Origin of the sequence: Arthrobacter sp. NPDC097144, assembly GCF_044762205.1 — a bacterium.
In the GTDB taxonomy this organism is placed as follows: Bacteria; Actinomycetota; Actinomycetes; order Actinomycetales; family Micrococcaceae; genus Arthrobacter_B.
Genome location: NZ_JBIWDW010000007.1, coordinates 169,495 through 191,638, shown reverse-complemented (window position 1 = coordinate 191,638; position 22,144 = coordinate 169,495). Strand labels below are relative to the sequence as shown.

General features: G+C 65.4%; 21 protein-coding genes. 7 read left to right on the top strand and 14 right to left on the bottom strand.

Annotation, left to right across the window (positions count from 1 at the left end):
• Nucleotides 1-96: 96 nt before the first annotated feature.
• From ACIQXM_RS16220 to hisC, 3 genes are all read right to left on the bottom strand, one after another.
• The gene (locus ACIQXM_RS16220) at nucleotides 97-1,926 is read right to left on the bottom strand and encodes a BCCT family transporter (protein ID WP_400933304.1); all 1,830 of its coding nucleotides are present in this window, start codon (nucleotides 1,924-1,926) and stop codon (nucleotides 97-99) included.
• A gap of 218 nt (nucleotides 1,927-2,144) precedes the next feature.
• The gene (locus ACIQXM_RS16215) at nucleotides 2,145-3,788 is read right to left on the bottom strand and encodes a thiamine pyrophosphate-binding protein (RefSeq protein ID WP_400933302.1); all 1,644 of its coding nucleotides are present in this window, start codon (nucleotides 3,786-3,788) and stop codon (nucleotides 2,145-2,147) included.
• 19 nt (nucleotides 3,789-3,807) lie between these two features.
• Entirely contained in the window at nucleotides 3,808-4,893 is a 1,086-nt protein-coding gene (hisC, locus tag ACIQXM_RS16210; protein WP_400933300.1) for a histidinol-phosphate transaminase, read from the bottom strand.
• A 316-nt stretch (nucleotides 4,894-5,209) separates the two neighbouring features.
• On the opposite strand from hisC, the gene ACIQXM_RS16205 reads away from it, so the two are divergent.
• The 3 genes from ACIQXM_RS16205 to fmdA all read left to right on the top strand — a co-directional run bounded on the left by ACIQXM_RS16205 (nucleotide 5,210) and on the right by fmdA (nucleotide 8,354).
• Nucleotides 5,210-6,616 carry an amino acid permease gene (locus ACIQXM_RS16205; protein ID WP_400933298.1) on the top strand — a complete coding sequence of 469 codons (1,407 nt, stop codon included), beginning with the start codon at nucleotides 5,210-5,212 and terminating at the stop codon, nucleotides 6,614-6,616.
• 158 nt (nucleotides 6,617-6,774) lie between these two features.
• Nucleotides 6,775-7,062 (top strand): FmdB family zinc ribbon protein, encoded by a 288-nt coding sequence (locus ACIQXM_RS16200; protein ID WP_400933296.1) that lies wholly within the window; start codon nucleotides 6,775-6,777, stop codon nucleotides 7,060-7,062.
• A gap of 35 nt (nucleotides 7,063-7,097) precedes the next feature.
• Nucleotides 7,098-8,354 (top strand): formamidase, encoded by a 1,257-nt coding sequence (gene fmdA / locus ACIQXM_RS16195; RefSeq protein WP_400933295.1) that lies wholly within the window; start codon nucleotides 7,098-7,100, stop codon nucleotides 8,352-8,354.
• Here fmdA and ACIQXM_RS16190 read toward each other — a convergent pair.
• From ACIQXM_RS16190 to ACIQXM_RS16180, 3 genes are read right to left on the bottom strand one after another with little or no spacing between them, the layout of a single operon-like run.
• On the bottom strand, nucleotides 8,292-9,503 hold the full coding sequence (locus tag ACIQXM_RS16190) for an alpha/beta hydrolase family protein (RefSeq protein ID WP_400933293.1): 1,212 nt from the start codon (nucleotides 9,501-9,503) through the stop codon (nucleotides 8,292-8,294). The genes fmdA and ACIQXM_RS16190 overlap by 63 nt on opposite strands.
• On the bottom strand, nucleotides 9,476-10,480 hold the full coding sequence (locus ACIQXM_RS16185; protein WP_400933291.1) for a hypothetical protein: 1,005 nt from the start codon (nucleotides 10,478-10,480) through the stop codon (nucleotides 9,476-9,478). Before ACIQXM_RS16185 ends, ACIQXM_RS16190 begins: the two co-directional genes overlap by 28 nt.
• Entirely contained in the window at nucleotides 10,477-10,947 is a 471-nt protein-coding gene (locus ACIQXM_RS16180) for a hypothetical protein (protein WP_400933290.1), read from the bottom strand. Before ACIQXM_RS16180 ends, ACIQXM_RS16185 begins: the two co-directional genes overlap by 4 nt.
• An 80-nt stretch (nucleotides 10,948-11,027) precedes the next feature.
• Between ACIQXM_RS16180 and ACIQXM_RS16175 the strand changes: the two genes are divergently transcribed.
• Complete coding sequence (locus tag ACIQXM_RS16175; RefSeq protein WP_400933289.1) at nucleotides 11,028-11,747, top strand: VIT family protein; 720 nt, start codon at nucleotides 11,028-11,030, stop codon at nucleotides 11,745-11,747.
• An 88-nt stretch (nucleotides 11,748-11,835) separates the two neighbouring features.
• On the opposite strand, the gene ACIQXM_RS16170 is transcribed toward ACIQXM_RS16175, so the two are convergent.
• The 3 genes from ACIQXM_RS16170 to ACIQXM_RS16160 all read right to left on the bottom strand — a co-directional run bounded on the left by ACIQXM_RS16170 (nucleotide 11,836) and on the right by ACIQXM_RS16160 (nucleotide 14,684).
• Nucleotides 11,836-13,218, bottom strand: a complete 1,383-nt coding sequence (locus ACIQXM_RS16170) for a rhodanese-like domain-containing protein (protein ID WP_400933288.1) — start codon at nucleotides 13,216-13,218, stop codon at nucleotides 11,836-11,838.
• A gap of 63 nt (nucleotides 13,219-13,281) precedes the next feature.
• Complete coding sequence (locus ACIQXM_RS16165) at nucleotides 13,282-14,040, bottom strand: sulfite exporter TauE/SafE family protein (protein ID WP_400933286.1); 759 nt, start codon at nucleotides 14,038-14,040, stop codon at nucleotides 13,282-13,284.
• Nucleotides 14,037-14,684 carry a rhodanese-like domain-containing protein gene (locus ACIQXM_RS16160; RefSeq protein WP_400933284.1) on the bottom strand — a complete coding sequence of 216 codons (648 nt, stop codon included), beginning with the start codon at nucleotides 14,682-14,684 and terminating at the stop codon, nucleotides 14,037-14,039. Before ACIQXM_RS16160 ends, ACIQXM_RS16165 begins: the two co-directional genes overlap by 4 nt.
• Before the next feature lie 119 nt (nucleotides 14,685-14,803).
• Between ACIQXM_RS16160 and ACIQXM_RS16155 the strand changes: the two genes are divergently transcribed.
• Complete coding sequence (locus ACIQXM_RS16155) at nucleotides 14,804-15,061, top strand: metal-sensitive transcriptional regulator (RefSeq protein ID WP_104053005.1); 258 nt, start codon at nucleotides 14,804-14,806, stop codon at nucleotides 15,059-15,061.
• Between the two features lie 94 nt (nucleotides 15,062-15,155).
• On the top strand, nucleotides 15,156-15,758 hold the full coding sequence (locus tag ACIQXM_RS16150) for a hypothetical protein (RefSeq protein WP_400933282.1): 603 nt from the start codon (nucleotides 15,156-15,158) through the stop codon (nucleotides 15,756-15,758).
• A gap of 28 nt (nucleotides 15,759-15,786) precedes the next feature.
• Here the strand turns inward: ACIQXM_RS16150 and ACIQXM_RS16145 are convergent, their stop codons facing one another.
• The 4 genes from ACIQXM_RS16145 to ACIQXM_RS16130 form a co-directional block, all read right to left on the bottom strand.
• Nucleotides 15,787-17,868 carry a PhoX family protein gene (locus ACIQXM_RS16145; protein WP_400933318.1) on the bottom strand — a complete coding sequence of 694 codons (2,082 nt, stop codon included), beginning with the start codon at nucleotides 17,866-17,868 and terminating at the stop codon, nucleotides 15,787-15,789.
• Nucleotides 17,869-18,073: 205 nt separating this feature from the next.
• Nucleotides 18,074-18,562 carry a GNAT family N-acetyltransferase gene (locus ACIQXM_RS16140; protein ID WP_400933280.1) on the bottom strand — a complete coding sequence of 163 codons (489 nt, stop codon included), beginning with the start codon at nucleotides 18,560-18,562 and terminating at the stop codon, nucleotides 18,074-18,076.
• Nucleotides 18,559-18,822: a hypothetical protein gene (locus tag ACIQXM_RS16135; protein ID WP_400933278.1), complete on the bottom strand. Its 264-nt coding sequence runs from the start codon at nucleotides 18,820-18,822 to the stop codon at nucleotides 18,559-18,561. The genes ACIQXM_RS16140 and ACIQXM_RS16135 overlap by 4 nt, the downstream gene beginning before the upstream one ends.
• On the bottom strand, nucleotides 18,819-19,763 hold the full coding sequence (locus tag ACIQXM_RS16130) for an o-succinylbenzoate synthase (protein ID WP_400933316.1): 945 nt from the start codon (nucleotides 19,761-19,763) through the stop codon (nucleotides 18,819-18,821). The genes ACIQXM_RS16135 and ACIQXM_RS16130 overlap by 4 nt, the downstream gene beginning before the upstream one ends.
• 185 nt (nucleotides 19,764-19,948) lie before the next feature.
• Here ACIQXM_RS16130 and ACIQXM_RS16125 point away from each other — a divergent pair, with 185 nt between their 5' ends.
• Entirely contained in the window at nucleotides 19,949-20,860 is a 912-nt protein-coding gene (locus ACIQXM_RS16125; protein ID WP_400933276.1) for a phosphatase PAP2 family protein, read from the top strand.
• On the opposite strand, the gene ACIQXM_RS16120 is transcribed toward ACIQXM_RS16125, so the two are convergent.
• A complete protein-coding gene (locus tag ACIQXM_RS16120; RefSeq protein ID WP_400933274.1) occupies nucleotides 20,832-22,142 on the bottom strand; it encodes an MFS transporter in 1,311 nt (436 codons plus the stop codon). The genes ACIQXM_RS16125 and ACIQXM_RS16120 overlap by 29 nt on opposite strands.
• Nucleotides 22,143-22,144 lie beyond the last annotated feature (2 nt).

Below are 22,144 nucleotides of genomic sequence, written 5' to 3'. Positions count from 1 at the left end.
TGCCTGGCTTCATCACTACAATCATCATCGACCCCATACCGGGATCGAGGGCCTCTCACCTATCGAACGCGTTCACAACGTCCGTGAGAGTTACAGCTAGTCGGTGACGCCGGCTGTCGCCTTATCCGGCTGTTTCCCCTCCGGGTCCTGAACGGCGTCCGGATGCTGCACACCGTCCGTGTACCACTCGGTCAGCGCCGGATCGTCGCTCTCAAAATCAGCACCGGCGCCCTCTTCCTCCGGCACATGGGCGGCGCCGAACACAAAGTCGTCGCCGTGTTCGCCGATGCCGCGGCGGACGCCGCCCTTGATCGCCTCCAGCGCGTAGCGGCGGCGGATCATGAGCGGATCATTCCGGAGGTCCTTGCCCCAGGAGATCATGACGCCAATGAGGATGACCGCAAACGGCAGGGCGCAGGTGACCATGATGGACTGAAGCCCGGACAGGGCATTGCGCCCGCCGGCAAGCAGCAGGAACATGGCGATCAGTCCCAGGGCTGCGCACCAGACAATGGTGACCGGCTTTGACGGCACGGCCCGGCCGGACTGGGACATTGACCCCATGACGTTGCCGGCGGAGTCCGCCGCGGTGACGAAGAAAACGAGGATGGCAAGCAGGCCGATGACGCTGGTCACCGAGCTGAAGGGGAGGTTGCCCAGCAGGTCGAACATGACGTTCTCACCTGACCCTTCAACTTCCATGTCCCTGCCGTTCATATTCATCCAGATTGCGGTTCCGCCGAAGACCGTGAACCAGACAATCGAGATGGCCGAGGGAACGAAGATCACTACGGTGACGAACTGCCGCAGGGTGCGGCCCTTGGAAATTTTCGCAATGAACATGCCCACGAACGGCGACCAGGAAATCCACCAGGCCCAGTACAGGGTGGTCCAGGCCGTCAGGTATTCCTCCTCCACTTCACCCTGGCTTGCGGAAACCGACAGCATGTCTGTCATGTTCCCGGCAAACGAGATGAGCGAGGAGGGCAGCAGGTCCAGCAGGAAGAACGTTGGTCCGGCTACGAGGACAAAAACAGCAAGCAGAAGCACCAGTGCCATGTTGGTGTTGGACATCAGCCGGATGCCCTTCTTGATGCCGGCCACGGCGGAGATGGTGAAAACAACAGTGAGGAGGCAAATGGCTACGACGACAAAGCCGTTGCCCAGTTCCTGACCCGTGATGATCGAGGTTCCGGTCCGGATCTGAAGCGCGCCGATGCCAAGCGAGGTTGCTGTGCCGAAGAGGGTGACCAGAACGGCCATGATATCGATGGCTTTGCCCAGCACGCGGTTGTTGCCGTCCGGGAAGACGGGTTCGAAGAGGGAAGAGATCAGGGGAAGCCGCCCGCGGCGGAACGCGGCGTAGGCCAGGGCGCCGCCCACCAGGGCATAAATGCACCAGGCAAGGGTGGCCTGGTGCAGGAAGGCATCCGTCATGGCCGGAAGGACGGCCTCGGAGGTGCCCGCCTCAGCGTCTGTGGAAGGCGGCGGGGACAGGAAGTGGCTCAGTGGCTCCATGGGCCCGTAGAAGATGAGTCCGATGCCCAGGCCGGCGGCGAACAGCATGGAGATCCACGAAGTGGTGGAGTACTCCGGGGTGCTGTCGTCCGCGCCGAGGCGGATGTTGCCGGTGGGGCTGTAGCCGACCACCAGCATGAACAGCACAATCGCTACCACCGTGGCATTGAACAGCCAACCGAAATGGGCGACCACCCAGCCCTGCATTGAGGTGCCCACCACGTTGAGGTTATCCGGGGCCAGGATGGCCCAGCCAAGGACCGCCGCCGTTACGGCCAGCGCGATGACGAAAACGCTGCGCCGGGTCGGAAAGCTGGCCCCCGTGTCCTCGACACTGATACCGGGCACCAGCCCGGGGTGAATGCCGAAGGAGGGTTCAGAGGCGGCGTGGCGCAGCGCTTTTTTCATTCGGTCAACGGGCCGTCCGGGGGGCCTGCGTTCCGTCGCACCGGAACCGGATGACCTGTCAGTGCCGCCGGACAACTGGCTTGGCCGTGTTGGGTCAGAATTCATAACGTACGACAATAGCGCATGCATTGCAATTCATGACAATTCCGGTGTATTAGACGGCGTCATTCAGTAATAGTGCAATCCCTGCCATAGCAGTCAATTCGTGGCAATACTAATTACTTTCCTGCAAGGATTGGTGCCATACTTTCCCGCATGTAATCCGCGACCTCGCTTTGGGTGACGGCCACATCAAGCACAAAGAGCCCCTCAGCCCCGGCAGCGAGCCATTCCTTGAGCACCTGCAGGTCCGCAAGTGAACGCATTTTCACGCCCTGGGCGCCCAGGGACCGGCCCAGGGCACTGAAGTCCACCTCCGGAATCTGCATTGCCGTATCGTCGAGGCCCCGTGCCGCGTACTGATGGATTTCCGCACCGTACGCCGCATCATTAAAGATCACCATCACTCCGCTGGGAATGGCCCGGACCGCTGACTCAAGGTCCGCCAACGCCATCAGGGCGCCGCCGTCGCCGGCAACCAGCACAGTGGTGCGGTCCGGGCGGGCCACTGCCGCTCCTACCGCAGCGGGGATCCCCAAACCGATGGACTGGAAAGCCGTCCCAACCATCATGAGGCCCTGCGGGTCGGGTGCCTGGCAATACATGGGAATCCAGCCGCAGAAATGCCCGCCGTCCTGAACGATGGTGCGCTCGGCCGGCAGCAGGGCATCAAGCTGCTGCGCCACGGCACGGGGATTCAGCCGCCCGTCTGCTGCAAACTCATCCGCCGGCTGGTCGTGCGCAAAGGAGTCGGTGCACACCTCCCGGTGCTGGCTCCGCCAGCCTCCGTCCACCGCGGAGACCGCAGCCGTGAGGGCAGAAGCCACTTCCCGGGCGTCCGCCTGCACAAACCGGGTGACCCGTTCGTTGGTGGCCGCGCTGAGTTCATCAACCTGGATCACCTCGGCATCGTCCGCAAAGAGGGACCCGTAGCGCGTCTGGAAGGCGTTGAGGCTGGCCCCCAGAACAAGGATGAGGTCAGCCGAGCGCATGAGGTGCAGCGGTCCGCTCCGCGCGAATCCTCCGGCAATGCCCAGGTCCCAGGGCGTGTCCAGGCTGTTGCGGGCCATGACGGAGGTGGCAAAGAGCGCACCGATTTTATCGCCCAGTTCCACGATCGCCGGCCCTGCCCCGGAGATTACGGAGCCGTTGCCGGCCAGGATCAGCGGCCGGCGGGACCGGTTCAGCAGCGAGGCAAGCTGTTCGACGGCGACGGCGTCCGGAACCGTATGCCCAACCGGTTCCTGCGGTGCAGCCGGCTCCTGGGTGTCAGCAACCGCATTGGAGAGATCGTAGGGAATGGACAGGATAACCGGACGCCGTTCAGTGCGTGCCGTCGTGAAGGCCTCCTCGGTCAGGCGCGCGGCGTTGCGTGCGGTGACGGTGAGGGTCTGGACGCCCAGCCCGCGGGCAACCATCAGCTGGTCAATATCCCAGGGCCGGGGCCCGGAGGTCGGGGCCTCGCCGATCACCAGGACCAGGGGGGTGCGGGCCTTGGCCGCCTCGGTAAGTGCGGTCAGGGAGTTGGTGAAGCCGGCGCCGTAGGTCACGGTGGCGGCTGCGATCCTTCCCGACGCCCGGTAGTAGGCGTCAGCCATGGCCACGGTTCCGGCTTCATGCCGGGCGCTGATGTACGGCAGGCCCCGGGCCGTGAGGTTGGCCGTGAAGAACGCGTTGCCGTTGCCCATCAGGCCAAAAAGCACCTCGGTGTGCCGCGCGCACACTTCAGCGACGACGTCGGATACGTTCAGTTGTTCTGTCATGTCAGGTCCTTGGGGAGGGTTAGGGCAGGGGGGCCAGCAGCGCAGTGGCCTGCCGGGCCACCGCCAGGATCCTGTTGTTGGCTTCCGCATCACCAATGGTGATGCGGATGCCTTCGCCGGGAAACGCACGGATGGAAAGGGCGTTGCGCTCAAAGAGTTCGGTCAGCGTGCCGGTGCGGTCCCCGCTCTGGAGCCAGAGGAAATTCGCTTCCGAGGGCAGGACGGGCAGTCCGGCTTCCAAGAGGGCGTCGTACACCCGCCCGCGTTCCGAAACAAGCGTGTCAATCCGCTCCTGGAGCTCATCTTCGGCCCGCAGCGATGCCAGCCCTGCTTCCTGGGCCAGCGCCGTGACGCCAAACGGCACGGCAACCTTGCGCAGCGCAGTAACTAGGCCCGGTGCGGCCACGGCATACCCCAGGCGCAGCCCGGCCAACCCGTAGGCCTTGGAAAAAGTGTGGAGCACGGCAACGTTGGGATATTTGCGGAACAGATCGATTCCGACGGCGGTGTCCTCCGCGCGGTTGAAGTGGAGATAGGCCTCATCCAGCACCACAAGAGTGCTGGAGGGAACAGCTTGGATGAAGGACTCCACGGCCCCGGCGCTGAGCACGTTGCCCGTGGGGTTGTTCGGATTGCAGACAAAGACCACCCGGGTTTTCGGAGTGACCGCAGCAGCCATTGCGGCAAGGTCATGGCCTCCGTCCGGTGCCAGCGGTATGGGCTGCGGGGTGGCTCCGGCTGCTGTCACCAAAAGCGGATAGGCCTCAAAGGACCGCCAGGCGAACATCACCTGGTCGCCCGGATTGGTGGCCGCATGGATGATCTGGCTGGCGACTTCAACGGACCCGGTGCCAAGGGCTATGTTCTCCGGCTCCACGGCCCACCGAGCCGCAAGGGCGCCGGTGAGCTCTTCCGCGGCGATCTCCGGATAAAGGTTGATGCCGGACACGGCCCGGGTTACGGCCTGCACAACGGAGGGAAGCGGCGGATAGGGATTCTCATTCGAGGAGAGCTTGAAAGCCTTCAACCCGTCAGCATCCGCGGGGGTCTTTCCCTGCCGGTAGGACGGAAAGTTCTCGAGCCCGGCACGGTGCGGGATGTTCATGGTTCTCCTCATGGGCCGGAACTGAAGGGTAGACGCAGCGCCAGCGCGCTTCCCGATGAGGCTAGGGAAGGGCTGTTCCATAAACAAGCTGCCTAGGCAGCACCGAACAATTTGCCAGCCGCGGGCATCCCCCACCCCTGCTTTTGTGTACAAATTGTCTAGCTTGTCCCGGCAAAGTTGCTCATGGCCCTGTTTGTGATTAGCGTCACCCCGGGACTGCCAGCGTTGTACATTCCCCGGCAAAGGGCGTGTGGCTGTCATTTCCATCATTTCGAAGCGGAGCCCCTTCGCTTCCTGACGCTTGTGAGGCATCTGCATGACCACTGCTGAGACGAAGCCCGGCACCGCACTCCGCGAGCCGCGGGCCGGGCTGGGACGATCCATGAGCTCCCGCCAGCTGACCATGATGGGGCTTGGCAGCGCCATTGGCGCCGGGCTGTTCCTCGGATCCGGGGTGGGAGTCCAGGCAGCCGGGCCTGCCGTGCTGATTTCCTACCTCGTGGCCGGAGCCCTCGTCATTATTGTGATGCAGGCACTGGGCGAGCTGGCAGCAGCAAACCCCAACTCGGGTGCATTTTCCGTCTATACGGAAAAGGCCTTCGGAAAGACGGCCGGTTCCGCCGTCGGCTGGCTGTGGTGGTTTCAGCTTGTTGTAGTGATTGCGGCTGAAGCAATCGGCGCTGCCGGCCTGCTCGCCTCGGTCTTCCCCAGCCTGCCGGTCTGGCTGATGGCGCTGGCCTTCATCGCCGTCTTCTCCCTCATCAATGTGGCGGGAGTGAAGAATTACGGTGAATTCGAGTTCTGGTTTGCGATCCTCAAGGTCGCTGCCATTATTGCGTTCCTGCTGATTGGGGCCGCCCTGATCTTCGGCTGGCTGCCCAACGCTTCCTCCCCCGGGCTGGGCAATCTTGTGGGGAACGGCGGTTTTGCGCCGGCAGGACTGCCCGGGATCGCGTCGGCCCTCCTCGTGGTGGTCTTTGCCTTCGGCGGCACGGAGATCGTGAGCGTTGCCGCAGCCGAAACCGCTGACCCCGTCCGCAGCGTGGGCAAGGCCATCAAGACCGTTGTGTGGCGGATCCTGGTGTTCTACATCGGCTCGCTTGCTGTGATTGTCACCGTGGTCCCCTGGGATTCCGAAGCGCTCGACTCTCCCTTCGCCGCCGTCCTGGCCACCGCCCGGATCCCGGGAGCGGAGACCGCAATCGTCCTGGTCGCCGCCGTCGCCCTGCTCTCCGCGCTGAACGCCAATCTCTACGGGGCGTCCCGGATGAGTTACTCGCTGGCCGAGCGCGGCGACGCACCCAAGGCGCTGCTGCGGCTCAATAAGGCAAAGGCTCCCGTCCTGGCCGTCCTCGCGTCGGTGGCGGTGGGGGTGGTGTCCACGGTGTTGGAACTCTTCTTCCCGGACCAGGTCCTTCCCACCCTGCTCAACCTGGTCGGCTCCACGATCCTTTTGGTGTGGGCTTCGGTTCTCCTGTCCCAGTTTGTGCTCCGCCGCCGGGCTGACCGTTCCGGCCAGGAGCTCAAGCTGAGGATGGGTGCCTTCCCCTATCTGACCGTTGCCGGAATGGTGCTTTTGGCAGCCATCCTGGTGCTGGCCTGCTTCGACTCAGCCGCCAGGACGCAGCTGCTGTCCACCGTCGCCCTCACCGGGTGCATCGCCGTCGTCTGCAAACTGGCGCACACGTCCCGTGCCCGGAAGATGAAAACCGTCAGGAACTAGGCGCAGGCTGCCTGGCCCGCCTTCCCGGCGCGGGCCGGGCAGCCGCCTGCCCAAGCATTGACCCGCGGCCAGGTCCTCCCTAGGCTTGCGGCCAAGCCGGAGCGGCACACCCGCCCCTCCGCCTCCTGCTCTTCCTACGGCTGCCAGAGAGGGAATCCATGCCGCTGCACTCCTACCGCTGTCCAAACTGCGTCGATTTTGACGTCCTGCTGGCGATGGGCGACGCCGTCGGTTCCGTCTCCTGCCCTGCCTGCGGAGCGCCGTCGAGCAGGCGGTACACCGCGGCGCATCTTTCCAGCAGCTCCTCCGGTGCCTACCGGCTCATCGAGGCCACGGAACGCTCGGCCTCGGAGCCCGCCGTCGTCCGCTCGCCGGGAGGCAGCGCCGGCAAAGCCCGCGGCATCACCACCAATCCGCTCCATCGAAAGCTGCCCCGTCCCGACTGATCCGCGCCGCCCTTCCACCCGTATGAGGAGTAGCCATGCCCAAGACCGTCTTTCCCCTTGATTCGTCGAAAAAGTTCGAGGACCAGGAAAAGTTGGGACATAACCGGTGGCATCCGGAGATTCCGCCGGTCGCCGTGCTGAAACCCGGGGAATCCTTCCGCGTGGACTGCCGCGAGTGGTTCGACGGGGCCATCGTCAATGACGATTCAGCCGAAGACATCCTCAACGCACCCCTGCTCACGGTCCACAAGCTCAGCGGCCCGTTCGCGGTGGAGGGCGCCAAGCCCGGCGATCTGCTGGTGGTGGACATCCTCGATGTTGGACCCATTCCGCAGGAAGACAGCGGCCCGCTGGCCGGGCAGGGCTGGGGCTACACCGGGATCTTCTCGCGTGAAAACGGCGGCGGTTTCCTGACCGAGCAGTTCCCCGACGCGTACAAAGCCATCTGGGACTTCAACGGCCAGACGGCTTCCTCCCGGCATGTACCCGCCGTCTCCTTCACCGGACTGATCCATCCCGGGCTGATGGGGACTGCGCCGTCGGCCGCCCTGCTGGCCAAGTGGAACAAACGTGAAGGTGACCTGATCGCCACGGACCCGCACCGGGTCCCGCCGCTGGCGCTGCCGCCGGAGGCCGAACACGCGGTGCTTGGTGCCCTGCCGCGCGACCAGTGGGGACGCGTCGGAGCCGAAGCTGCGCGCACCGCTCCGCCGCGGGAAAACGGCGGCAACCAGGACATCAAGAACCTCTCCAAGGGCAGCAGGATCTTCTATCCGGTGTTTGTGGACGGCGCCAACCTCTCCGTCGGCGACCTGCACTTTTCCCAGGGCGACGGCGAGATCACCTTCTGCGGCGCGATCGAGATGGGCGGCTTCATCGATTTGCGCGTGGACATCATTAAAGACGGGATGGATACCTACGGGGTGCACGAGAACGCGATCTTCATGCCGGGAAACGTGGAGCCGCAGTTCAGCGAATGGATTGCGTTCTCCGGCACCTCGGTGACGCTCGACGGCGAGCAGCGCTACCTCGACTCGCACCTGTCCTACCAGCGGGCCTGCCTGCACGCCATCGATTACCTGACCAAGTTCGGCTACAGCCCGGAGCAGGCGTATCTGCTGCTCGGCGCCGCACCGATCGAGGGGCGGCTTTCAGGCGTCGTGGACATTCCGAACTCATGCTCCACCGTCTACATCCCGACGTCGATCTTCGACTTTGATGTGCGGCCCTCAGCGTCCGGTCCGTTCCGGATCGATCCCGGCATCGGCGCGCCGCGGGCCAGCAGCCGGTAAGGAACCTCCCAGTTCGAGTTTCCGGCACCAGGACTGCACAGCTGCGTTCCACACCTCGGGAGCGGAATTCCACTCCAGGGTGTGATGGGCGCCTTCAAATTCGACGAGTTCCGCACTCCGGCTGTGCCGCGATACGAATGCCCGGGAGAGCTCCACAGGTACGGAGCGGTCCTGCGTGCCATGCAAAATCAGTGTCGGAATATTCAACGGTTTGTGCGCAGGGGTCCCGGGCATGTCCTGCCACCGGAGCACCGGCTCCCCCCGCGGACGGACCAGGTTGACGGTGTGCGGGAGCCGGCGCGCCAGGAATCCGGGGCAGCCGGCACGCCGCAGCTGCGCTGCAATGATCCCGGGCCAGTCCAGCGCCGGCGATATCAGGAGGACGCCCGGAGTGCTTTCCGCCGGGAGCTGCTCAACAGTGCGCAACACAATGGACGCGCCCAGGGACCAGCCCGCAAACAGGATCCTGCGGGCCCCATGGTCCAGTGCGTAGCGTCGCGCGGCTTCAATGTCCTTCCATTCGCTGGCACCCAGATGGCTGCGCCCCGGCGCCGGTGACAAGTCCAGCGACGTGCGGTACGCCGGCAGCAGCGAGGTGTAGCCCAAGGCAGTGAAGGCGGCCACGCCGCGCAGGCACTGGCTGCGGGAGCTGCCCAGGCCATGGACATGAATGACCCACACATCCGTGCTTCCCGAAGACGGCGGCGCAATAACCCAGGCCGGAAGCCCCTGTATGACGGCGTCCTCTGCGGCAACTCCGAAATCGGCCGGAGTTTCGCCCAAATGCCCGCTGAGCCGGCCCCTTCCGTCCCGAATGATTCGTGCGGCGCTACCCCTCTCGACCATGCGCCGTGCCACCTGGCCGACGGCGGGCGGACCGAGTACCACCAACTCGCCGCCCGAGGCGGCACGCATGCTCAGCCGCCCGGGATGCGCACCGAATCCACTGGGGTCAAAGTCCAGGTACTCCTGCGTACCGGTGTTCCCATGTCCGCGGATGGGCACCAGTCTCTGCCCGGGACCTGCATCAGTGACCTTGGCCCGGATTATCGAGCCTGCCGCTGCGGGCAGGCAGACCGCTCCAAGGACGGCAGCCAGGGCGGCCGGAAGCGGCCGCACCATCAGAGGGACCACCCCTGCTTTAGGCACAGCCCCTCGGCCTTATCCACAACGCTCCGCTCAGCGTCCGACAAGTGCCTGCCGCGGTTCTCGGCCAGGTCCATCCAGTCATGTATTTCGATCACCAGGCGGTGAATCCTGTCAGCGGTACCGCGTGTGCGATTGGCGCGCCGGGCAGCAACCGGCCGTGCGGTGGTCCCCACCAGGCTGACGGCGGGCGCCTGGGCCACGGTGCCCAGCCAAATCTGCGTCAGCTGCGGCTCCAGCACCCTGATCCTGCGCCGGACGCTGAGATCGCTGAAGATCCGGCACATCGGGGCGACAGCCAGACCCGTGGCGAGCAGCACCACGGTCGCCGGGTTGGACACGTCATACACGGATCCGGCACTCTGCCTGAGCTCCTCGTTGCCGCTCACGTTTGCCCCGTCCATAATCACCACTGAAATGGACAGGATAATTCCGGAAACACAGCCCAGGGCAATAATCCGAAATCCTGCCCGGAAGCGTTTGCGCCTCATCTTCGGCACATTCCGCCAGCAGGTAATGAGCGTTCCAACCATCACCGCCAGGATATAAAGGTACTGAATTCCGGAGTAGACGGCGGCGGCCGGCTGGTAACCGAAGTCCAGCATGAAAGAGGCCGAGGGATAGGGATCATCGATGAAATAGAAGCTCACTCCCATAATGACAACCGCGGCCACGGCAGCACGCCGTATCCACGACTCTTCCCTGCTGTTTGCCGCGTCACCGGCCCTTGCACCGCGGGCAATTGCCCGGGACAGGTAATAGACGCCGATAACCAGCAGGACGTTGGCTGCCAGGTCCAGCCCGTTGGGCCAGGGCAGTTCACGTGCTGCCCACAGGTACAGTCCGTCGATGTTGGCGGTCAGTGACACGGCGATGACTATGGCTGCCTTCAGCATGGTGTTGTCCGGCCGGGACCCGGCCCGAAGGGCCAGCGTCACCACGAGCAGCCACATGAACAGGGCAGCGATCAGGGCGTTCACTCGAAGTACATCTCATAGCGGCAGATCTCACGGCTGGATTCGCGGATTGCGGCGGCCAGCAGGTCGGCTAGGTGTTCTGCCGCAGCTTCCAGATCGGAACGGAAGTCACCGCGCGCCAGGGCTTTGGCCACCGTCTCACCGGAGAGTTCCCGGAAAACACTGACTCCCTGCCGGGTGGCCTCTTGGTATTCGTCATGCCGGAGAACCATGTGCGAGAGCTCGTGCAGAATCATCTGCTGGCGGTGCAGTTTTCCCCGCGCGGCGGAGTGGTAGACGACGTCTGCATGTTCACGCGGGATCCAAAGACCGCAAATTGCCGTTCGGGAGAGTTTTTCACTCTGAATGATCTTGATGGGGCGTCCGCGAAGTTCGGCGATATGACGGATGAGGGATTCCAACGTCACCTGAGCGGGCAATTGAAGGCGGCTAAACGCAGCTCTGGCCGTTTTTCGCACATCTTTGTCCATGGGGTCCTCAGTAATCGGAATATTCAGGGTCCTACGGTAAAAGTGTAGTTCCGCACTTGTTCGGATGCTTTACTTCACATATGGAAGAAATACCGGGACAGCGCAGCGAACCGCATGAAGGCGGTGTGGCGGAACGTTTGAACTGGCTTCGTGCCGCAGTCCTTGGTGCGAATGACGGAATTGTGTCCACGGCGGCAACGGTGGTGGGCGTCGCTGGTGTTACGAACACCCTCGCTCCCATCCTGGTGGCGGGGACAGCCGCGGTTGTTGGCGGTTCGGTGTCGATGGCGCTCGGGGAATACGTTTCGGTCAGCAGCCAGCGCGACAGCCAAGAGGCATTGATTGAAAAGGAACGCCGGGAGCTGCGGGAAGACCCCGAGGGGGAACTGCTTGAGCTGGCCGGCCTCTATGAGCAGAAAGGGCTTTCTCCGGCGACCGCCCGTCTGGTGGCGGACGAATTGACTGACCATGACGCCCTCGCAGCGCACCTCGCCGTGGAACTGAACATCGATGAACTCGAAGTGGTCAACCCGTGGCATGCAGCGTTTGCCTCAGCCGGCGCTTTTGCAGCCGGAGCCGTTCTGCCGCTGCTGGCGATCCTCCTTATGCCGGCGGAAATCCGAATCCCCGTAACCTTTATTGCCGTCCTTGCAGCACTGGCCATCACCGGTGCCGCCAGCGCACACGTGGGCGGAAGCTCGCGGCGCCGGGCCGTGGCACGCCTCGTTATCGGTGGCGCGCTGGCGATGGCTTTCACCTATCTGGTGGGAACACTGCTGGGAACCACCGGCATCGCCTGACCCTGAACACGCCAAGGGGCGAGGATTCACCCGCCCCCAGCGTGCGTTCGGATAACCGTTCTGCGCGTCCGCGCCGGGTCTCTGCGTATTACTTCTGTGCCGCCCAGGCGGCGTAGCTGCCATCCAGTTCGACGACGTCGTACCCGGCGCGGCGCAGACCGCTGGCTGCCACTGAATTCCGCACGCCGCTCTGGCAATAGGTCACGATGGTGCCGCTCTCCGGGAGTTCATCCAGGTGCCACATCACGCGGCCGCCGCTGAGCTGGTGCGAGCCCGGGATGTGTCCGGCCGAATGTTCGGTGCGGTTCCGCACGTCCAGCACCATGGCGGCGTCAAAGTCCGGAAGGTCGGACGGCTGGACCAGCGGCGGGGTGAAGGCCGGCAGCCCGTCCAGACTGGTGACGTATCCGGCCACCTTGTCGATGCCCACTCGCACCAGATGGTCCCACAGTTCCTGCGCCTGCTCCCGGCTCTCGGCCAGCAGCACCAGCGGGGACTGGTCCTTTTCGGGATCCACCACCCAGGCACCGAAGCTGGCGACGGACTTTCCGGCGGGGATGTTCAGCGCGCCGGCGACGGTCCCCTCGTGGACACGGGCGTTGGGGCGGGTGTCGACGAAGATGGCGCGGTTAGCGGCGAGATCACGGACGACGTCGTCGGTGGCCAGTTCCGGCAGCGGCGCACGCTCGCCCATGACAGCCGGGCCCTGCCGGTTTTCACGCTTCATGCGGCCAAAGTAGGCGTGCGCGTCGGGCTGGCCGTCCAGCAGTTCATCAATGAAGCCCTGCTCGTCGTTGGCCTCGAGGTACGGTCCCCACCAGGCGAAGCGGCGTTCGTAGCCGACAGTGGAGGACGGGATGGCGCCCAGCGCCTTGCCGCAGGCACTGCCGGCGCCGTGGCCGGGGTGGACCTGGACGTAGTCGGGCAGGGTCAGGAACTTGTCCCGCAGGCTGGCGAACAGCTGCTGGGCACCGATGAAACGGGTGTCCACGCCGCCCGCTGCTTCATCCAGCAGGTCCGGGCGGCCGAGGTCGCCGGAGAAGATGAAGTCACCGGAGAGCAGGTAGCCGGGCGAGTCGCTGAAGGCGCCGTCGGTGATCAGGAAGGACAGGTGCTCCGGGGTGTGGCCGGGGGTGTGCAGAGCCTGGACCGTAATGTTGCCGAGCTTGACGGTATCCAGGTCATGCAGGCGTTCGCCGTCGAAGTCATACTGCCAGTCGGGTCCGCCTTCACCGGAAACGTAGATGGCGGCGCCGGTGGCCGCGGCCAGCTCCCGGGTTCCGGAAAGGAAGTCGGCATGAATGTGGGTTTCGGTGACGGCCACGATTTTCATGCCGTTGGCGGCGGCCAGCTCCAGGTAGCCGGCAATGTCGCGGCGGGCGTCGACGACGATCGCCTCGCCCTTGGCCTGGCAGCCGATCAGGTAGCTGGCCTGGGACAGGTCTTCGTCATAGATGCGTTCGATAAGCATGGGTTTCTCCTTCTGAAGGAATGGGGGGTGAAGCTGAGGATGGGAGGGGACAGCTGATCCGGATCAGCCCGTGACGGTGCTGCCGATAACCCAGGCCGCGACCAGGAATATGAGGATCGCGAAGGCCAGGCGGACCTGCTTGTCCCTGAACCTGCGGGCCAGCCGGGCTGCAGCGAGGGATCCGGCGACGGCGGGAACCGCGAACGCCAGGGTGGTGGACCAGTCAATGCTGAATCCTGAGGCGTGGGCACTGAAGCCGGCGGCGGAGTTGATGACGATAATGGCCAGCGACGAACCGACAGCCTGCTTCATGCGCAGCCCAAGGAAAATCGTCAGTGCCGGAGTAATCAGGAAACCGCCGCCGACCCCCAGCAGCCCGGTGAGGAACCCGACGAGCAGGCCGACGGCGACTGCTTTGGGTGCGCAGGTCCGAAAGGACCTCGACGGTCCGGTGCTGCAGGACCCGTCGCTCTCCTTGGTGCCGGAGAGCATCCGGATTCCGGCGATGACCATGATGGCTGCGAAGGCCAGCATCAGCAGGTCCGGGTCCAGGAGGCTGCCCACTGCGGCACCACCCCAGGACGACGGAATGCCGGCTGCACCCACCAGGGCCACCACCGGCCAGTTCACCGAGCCGCGGATCCGCGGGATCAGTGCGGCCAGCGAGGATACTCCCACCACCAGCAGAGAGGTGGGGATCGCCTCTGCAGGGCCGAGGCCCACACCGTAGACCAGCGCCGGAACGGCGATGATGGAGCCGCCGCCGCCGACTACGCCGAGGACAACTCCGACGAGGAGGCCCAGCAGAAGGGCAACAATCACGACGCCGCTGCCTCCGGGGATTTGGCGGCTGCGGACGGCAGGCTGGCGAGGACATCGTCACGGGTGGGCTCGGCGGCGGCTTTGTTCCACGGCATGACCGAAAGAGCCTTGCCCATGGCACAGGTGTTGGTTGCCGCAGAGAAAGTCAGGCCGGCGCCGATGACGCCGGCCACTGTCCGGACCTTCGGCGAGGCGAAGCGGCCGCCGGCCAGGCCTGCCAGCACCAGGGATCCGGCCGCCATGCGCACCTGGCGTTCCAGGTCCCAGCGCTCCCTGCCGCGGACCACGTTGCCGCCGGCTGCCGCGTAACCCGGGACTCCCCCGGTGAGGACGGTGGCGGTGACAAGACCCGCTGCACCAAGGCGTTGGCGGGCCTGCTCGGCGCGGACACCCGACTGGCAGACCAGCACAGTGCGCGCCCCGAGGCGGGTGGCCACGGAGTCGGCGTTGTCCTTCAGCAGCGGAAGCGGAACGTTGACCGAGCCGGCAATGTGCAGGGATTCGAACTCGGCTGCGGAACGGACATCCAGCACGATCAGGTCCGGATCTTCTCGCTGCCAGGCCTGCAGGGTCTCCGCATCAAGTGCGGTAACGGCGGATGCGGGGGTTGCAGATCCGGTGGATGAAGGTGTTGCAGAAGCCATGAGGTCCTCTCGGGACGGGGAAAGTGGATACCCCGCCCAGTATTATGGATACCCCCGGGGGTAGTCAAAACACCCGCCCGGGTATAAGCTGAGGGCTCCCCTAGCTTCGGAGAAATTCCATGGAACTTGATGCAACTGAGCTCACCCCGGTCATCAACCGGCTCAAGCGGGCACAGGGCCAGCTGAGTGCTGTCACCCGCATGCTGGAGGAAGGGCGCGACTGCAAGGACGTGGTCACACAGCTTGCCGCCGTTTCCAAGGCGCTGGACCGGGCGGGTTTCCTCATCATCGCCACGGGCCTTCAACAGTGCCTGACCCAGGAGGACAACGCCATGGACAAGAAGGAGCTGGAACAGCTTTTCCTGTCCCTCGCTTAGGTCCGGCCGGGAAGCAGTTTCGGGAGAGTCTTGTTTTGGAGGCCGTGGCCTGAGGACCCTTTAAGGGAGCAACAGCTCCGTCGAAGGAACCGGCATGAACTCCTCCCTAAAATTGGCTGCCGCCGCTGCCGCCAGCATTCTCACGCTCTCTGCCTGCACTAACAGTTCAGGCGAGACCGCAGAAGCACCGGTCACGGTCACCGTGTCCGCCCCGGCCGCCCCGGCCACCCCGCCGTCGGATTCTCCCGCCCCGTCCACCGTTACCGGCACTCCGCCAAGCAGCGAATCGCGCCAGACACCAACCGTCCCACCGGCTCAACCCCCGCAACGTCCCAAATCAGCACTGGAGATGACGCCGAGAGAGGCTATGGACGCGGTGATGAACGGGGACATCACCATGGCCGAGTACTGCACCCGGGACACCTTTCTTACTTCCGGGGACACGCAAATGTGTTACTACTACAACAACCCGGAAGAACTGTGGCCGGCGGATTATGTGGAACTTCCCTGGCAGGACAGCCCCACCCGGTTTACCTATACGCATGACCAGGCCTACGCGGCCTGGCAGCAGGGAACGCCGTATTACATTGCGTTCTGCCTCAACTACGAGCCGGTCACGCCGGGCGGGGTGTCGCAGTGCGAAGGTATCCAAGCCGGAACCGTGGACGGATACACAGGTGAGTACATCGGCCCCTGAGACGCAAGCGCCTGGTGCGCGGGCGACCCTATTCCTTCCCGCGTCGGCCTTTGTGTCCCGGGCGGCCAGGGTTGGCGTCCTTGCGGAATACCTGCACCACAGCGGGCCGGGGAACGCGCGCTTCACCGAATGCCGACGCCCCGCCGTCGGGCACATAATCCGGAAAATAGGAGTTGTGAGCTCCGTAGGTTCCGTCCTCCCCCGGGTGCTGTACCGCCACGAACACCATGGATTCTTCATCGTGGATTACCGGGCCGCAGGTTTCAGCGTCCCGCGGCACTGACAGGAACTGCTCCACTTTGCCCCGCTCGCGCCCGGTCAGGCCCACCTTGAACAACCCGTCATTGAAGCCGATACCCGAAGGTGCGCCGTCCGTGGAAATCCAGAGGTTTCCGGCGGAGTCAAAGGCCACATTGTCCGGGCAGGAGAGAGGACTGACCTTGTCCTGCGGATATCCACCGAAGTAGGTTGCATCGCCCTGGGCCGGGTCTCCGCACACCAGCAGAAGGTTCCAGCTGAAGCTGGTTCCGGTGGCATCGGAACGGTTCTCGCTGATTTCCACAATGTGCCCGTCCCGATTTTCCCGCCGCGGGTTTGCTTCATCGGCCGGGGTGTTGCTGCCAACGCCGCGGTTGGAGTTGTTGGTGCAGGCCACGTAGACCCGCCCCGTGGCGGGGTTCGGCTCCACGTCCTCGCAGCGGTCCATCTTCGTGGCTCCGGCCTTGTCCGCCGCAAGCCGGGTGTAGACGAGGACTTCCTCCACGCTCATGCCCGCAATCGCAGACTTGCCGCCCACCACCAGCGGCAGCCATTTTCCGCCGCCGTCGAATGCTCCATCCGAGGGGACCTTTCCGGAACCGTCGATCTCGGTGACCGGAGAATTCCCGGAGAACTGCGCCGCATACAGGTCTCCCTCCGTCAGCAGAGTCATGTTGTGGCGCCGGTCGTTCTTCCGGTACTTGTTCTTGGAAACGAACTTGTAGAGGTAATCGAAGCGCTCATCATCGCCCATGTACGCCACGGCCTTGCCGTTGTTGGCGATAATGACGTTGGCTCCCTCGTGCTTGAGCCGGCCCATGCTGGTGTGCTTGCGGGGCGTGGACTTCGGGTCCTCCGGATCCACCTCCACGATGTAGCCGAACCGGTTGGGCTCGTTGCGGGTGCCGGAGGAGCGGGCATCAAACCGCGGGTCTTCCTGTTCCCAGCCCATGGCCGTGGCCTTATTGCCCAGGCCGTACCGCTTGTCCTGCGCGCTGGTGCCCTCGGTGCGGAAGAAGCCGTTGAAGTTCTCCTCGCCCGAAAGCACCGTTCCCCACGGGGTGCTGCCCCCTGAACAATTCCCCAAGGTTCCGGCAACATACCGGCCCCGCGGATCTGCTGCTGTTTTCAAAAGCTCGGATCCGGCAGCGGGACCGGTGAGTTCGAAGACGGTGTCCAGGGTAATGCGCCGGTTCAGCCTGCCGCCGCGGATGTAGGACCAAGGGGTGCCGGCGCATTTGCGCTCCAGCTCCACCACCGACATTCCAACGGCATTGCGAAAGATGCTGCGCCGTTCTGCCTCCTCGGCGGCGGAGGCCGGTGCGGCCGGGAACATGATCTCGGGGTTCACATACTCGTGGTTGCAGACGAGCAGTCCCTTTTTGCCGTTGGGCTGGCGCAGTATCTCAAGATAGTCATTGTTGTAGCCGAACTGGCGGGCCTGTGCGGAAGGGCTCTGGCCGGCGAAATCAAACTCCGGGGAGTCGGCGAAAAGCGGGTCGCCCCAGCGCAGCAGCGGCTCCCAGCTGTACCCGTCAGGGACGTCGAAGCTGTCCACCGCCGCATCCACGGGGGCAATGGGGGCAAAGGCCAGACGTTTCTTGGCGGCATTGCCGCCGCCCGGCCCGGAGGGTCCGGCCATGGCAGGCGATGCGCCGCCAAAGGCCACCACCGCGGCGCTCAAAGCTCCGGCAGCACCCAGGCCCAGCGCGGTGCGGCGGGAGAATTCCGTTGAAACGATGTCCCGAAAGTAACTGTTGGCTGAGGTGTTGCAGACCGCCTTGCTGCACGCGTTGTCGCACTTCAGCGCGCAGGTGACGGCGCTGCGCTTGCCGCGGGTGTGGCCGAGCATGGGCAGCAGCCGCTTCTTCGGGGCGGGCGGCAGAGAATTCAGCAGATCGGTCAAGGGTCGGGCCTTTCCTGGGGCGGGTGTGTCACCGCTCACGGTGGCAGTGCAACACGACGCGCAGGGGACTCCGGGTTGAACGAGGAGTGAACAAACCGGGAGATTCGGTCCCCGGCCGGGGACCGCACTCCGGTCCGGCGCGCGAACCCGCTTAGAGGAAGAGCTTGAACCCAACGTGGGACGGCGTGAAGCCCAGCCGTTCATAGAACCGGTGAGCCGCACTGCGGGAATTGTCACTGGTTAGCTGGACCATCGATGCTCCGCGCCTGCGTCCCTCTTCGGCCGCCCAGCTCATCATGGCCGTTCCCAGCCCGTTGCCGCGCAGGCGGGCGTCAACCCGAACTGCTTCCACCTGCAGCCGAGTTGCCCCGGCACGAGCCAGCCCGGGGATGACGGTGAGCTGCATGGTGGCCACCACTGTCTCCTGCTCGTCCGTCACCACCACCAGCAGCTGCGCGGGGTCCGCGTCTATCCGGGCGAAGGCCTCCAGATACGTCCCCAGGCGTCCGGGGTCCGAGGAATCCACGTTCCGCCGCAGCTCGTCGGCCGCCATCAGTTCAACGATCGGCCCGACGTCGGCGGCAGCTGCGCGGCGAAGGCGGAAGTTTTGTCCGGACAGGGCAATGGCGGCCGGTGTCATTGGTGCTCCCGGGTGGCGCGGATGCCGTCTGCGATCGTCGCTCCCGGGTGCTGCGCCCGGTACTCCTTCACCCGTGCCGGATCCACATCGGAGGTGCTGTTGTCCGTTCCCACCCGGCCCAGAATGCCGGGAGCAACAGCCCACAAAACCAGCGCCAAGGCGATCAGTCCCAGCCCAATCATGTGGTTGTCCGCAAAGATCCACACACCCAGCCCGGCAGCCGCCATCACAACCGTCGCAGTTGGAAGCAAGTACTTCATACTGTCCCGTCCCCGCTCATCAGCTGCCCGTACACCCGTTCCAGCCGGTCCAGCCACCACTGCCGGCGGCCGGGAGCGGCAGCGTAACGCTCCAGCATGTCCTCGTCGACCAGCACATCGCGAACGGCCAGGGCACCGCCGTCGGGCACCATGGGCTCCCCGGCGACATCCCCCGTCATCAGCGACAGCGTGCCCAGGCCGCACGCGTACGGCAGCTCGGGCAGCGACGCGGCCAGCGCGACGCCGGCCCGGATTCCCACCGAGGTGTCCAGGGCCGAGCTGACGACGGCGGGCAGCCCGGCCGCAGCGACGATCTTCAAGGCACGGCGCACCCCGCCCAGCGGGGCCACCTTGACCACTATCAGGTCCGCCGCGTCCTCGCGGGCCACGCGCAGCGGGTCGGTTTCCTTGCGGACGCTTTCATCGGCGGCAATCAGCACCGGGATTCCGCGGCGCTGCAGTTCCAGCCGCACCTCCCGCAGCCCGGAAATCTCCGGTACCGGCTGCTCCGCATATTCCAGGCCGGCTTCGGCCAGGGATTCCAGCGCCGCGACGGCGGTGGGCACGTCCCAGCCGCCGTTGGCGTCCACCCGGATACCGGCGGCGGGCAGCAGCCGGCGGACCTCAGCCACCCGGGCCAGGTCCTCGGCCACGGACTGGCCGTGCTCGGCCACCTTCACTTTCACGGCGCTCACCGCACCGAACCGGGCGAGGACGCCTTCCACCTGCTCCACGGCCACCGCCGGAACGGTGCCGTTGACCGGGACGGAGGTTCGGACCGGATCCGGATAGCCCTCTCCCGCAGCCTCCAGTGCTGCCGCGAGCCAGGGCGCGGCTTCGGCGTCGTCATACTCGGGGAACGGCGAGAACTCGCCCCAGCCGGCCGGGCCGGGTACCAGCAGGGCCTCGCGGTGCAAGATCCCGCGGAATTTCACGCGCATGGGCACCGAAACCACGCGGGCGTCTGCGAGCAGTGCGGACAGGTCCGGACGGTATCCGGAGACGGGGGTCAAATCTGGGATAGCCACCCCGCCAGCCTAGCCCCGGCACGCATTCCGTGCCTCCCGGCGCCGGTTGCGGCCGGCATTCAGGCAAGTGCCAAGGTGCAGTGGCAGACTAGTAGGCAATGAATACCCGTGATCTTCTGAACAGGCGTGCTCCGGTCCGGCGCGCACCCGCCTCCAACCCAGCCATGTTCCTGTTCGGGGCACTGCTGTGCGCTGCTGCGGTGGCGGTGACGTACTGGGCGTTTGTCCGCACCACCACCGGCCAGCTGGCCGATGAATCGGCCTGGCGCGAAGCGGAAGGAGCAATGCCCGGAACAAAGCTTCCGGTGCTGCAGTTTTTGGACAGCCTGCCGCTGTTGTCCCTCTTCATCGCCGGGGCGGTGGTGCTGGCCGTCACCATAAAACGACGCCGGCTGGCACCGGCGGTGATTGCGCTGGGCACGTTTGCCGCGGCCAACGTCAGTAGCCAGCTGCTCAAACGGTTCTTCTTTGACCGCCCGGACCGCGGCGTGGTTACCCTGGATTTCAATTCGCTGCCCTCCGGCCACACCACGCTGGCAGCCTCCGCGGCGGCCGTGGTCTTCCTGCTCGCCTCGCCCCGCTGGCGGCCTGCCGTTGCGGCGGTCGGCGGCAGCTACGCCGTTCTGGCCGGAGCGGCCACTTTCATTAACCTCTGGCACCGTCCCGCCGACGTCGTGGCCTCCTTCTTGGTGGTGGGCACCTGGACGCTCATCGGCGGCTTGATCATGCTGCGGGTCACGCCCGACTGGAACTACTGGCCGCCCGGCGGCCGGGGCCGGGGCACGGCCCCGGTATTCGCGGCCATGTGCTGGATCCCCGGGCTGCTGGCCCTGGTGATCAGCGTGGGCTGCTACCTCTATGCCACGAAGAGCATGACGGCGCTGGGCAGCAGCGAGGCGATGCTGCTGTACTTCTGGTCCGGGCTGGGCCTGATCATTGGCGTGGGATACGTGCTCAGCGCACTGGCCTGCTGGCTGTTCTCTATTCAGGCGGGAGACCAGGACCGCTGACCGGCTGCGCGCCGGACCCGTCCGGGCGGCCATAACCCGGCCGGCCCTTCGGAACCCACTTCCACAGTGCTGCAGCTCCCAGCAGGCCAAGGACGGCAGTGGCACCGATACCCGCCGAGAGACTCACCAGCGCGGTGACGGCGGAGAGCAGTGCCGGGCCGGCCATGGTGCCGCTGTCCGCCAGCAGGCGCCAGATGCCCAGGAACTGCGGTCGGCCCGGTGAGGGCGAGAAGTCCGCGCCCAGCGTCATGACGATTCCCGATCCGATCCCGTTGCCGAACCCCAGGATCAGGGACACCAGCAGCAATCCGGTGGAATTGGTGGTCAGCGGCATCAGGCCCAGGCCCGCGGCCATGGTCAGCATGCAGGGCACGGCCACCCAGCGCCGTCCCCACAAATCCATCACCTTGCCCGCGGGATAAAAGATCAGCATGTCGATGGCCCCGGAGACGCCGTAGATCAGGGCGGTCTGGGTGGGATCCAGGCCGATGTGCTGGGCCCAGAGCGGAATCACGGCCTGCCGGGAAGCCCGGACTGCGGCGATCAGCAGGATGCCCAGGCCCAGGGTCCGGAACACGGTGCCGTGGCTGCGCAGCACGGAGCGCACGGTGGGTGCGGGAAGCGCCGGATCGCCGGCTCCGCCGCGGCTCTTCCCGGCACGTCCAAGGTCCGCGCCGCCGGAACGGCCGGGGGATCCGGGACCGGCCGCAACCGGTACGCGCAGCTCGGGCACCTGCAGGCTGATGACTCCGGCGAGCAGGGCAGCCGCGGTGCCCACCCAGTACGCGCCGGAAGTGCCGGCAAAATGGATGACGCCGGCGGCTGCGAACGGTCCGGCGAAAACGCCGATCCGGTTGACTCCGCCCAGCGTGGACAGCGCCCGGGCCCGGTAGTCCAGCGGAACTGCCTCGGTCAGATAGCTCTGCCGGGCCAGCCCGAACACTGAGCCGGCCATGCCCACCATGAAGACAGCCAGCGCAAAGATCCACAGCACCGGTGCCAGCGCGGCAGTGGCCATGGCCGCCGCACACCAGACCGAAGCAATGACCAGCGCCCACTTCTCCCCGAAGCGGGTGGTGAGCACGGTGGCCGGCACATTGGTGAGCAGGGAACCGATTCCCGTCAGCGTGATGACCAGCGCGGCCAGTGCCACGGATGCGCCGAGGTCCCGGGCGGTCAGGGCAATCACCGGCAGGATGGCGCCGGTGGCCAGGCCGTACAGGAGTGTGGGCCCGAATGCCGGCAGTGCTATGGATTTGAGGCTGAAGGAATCGGCAGGCACCG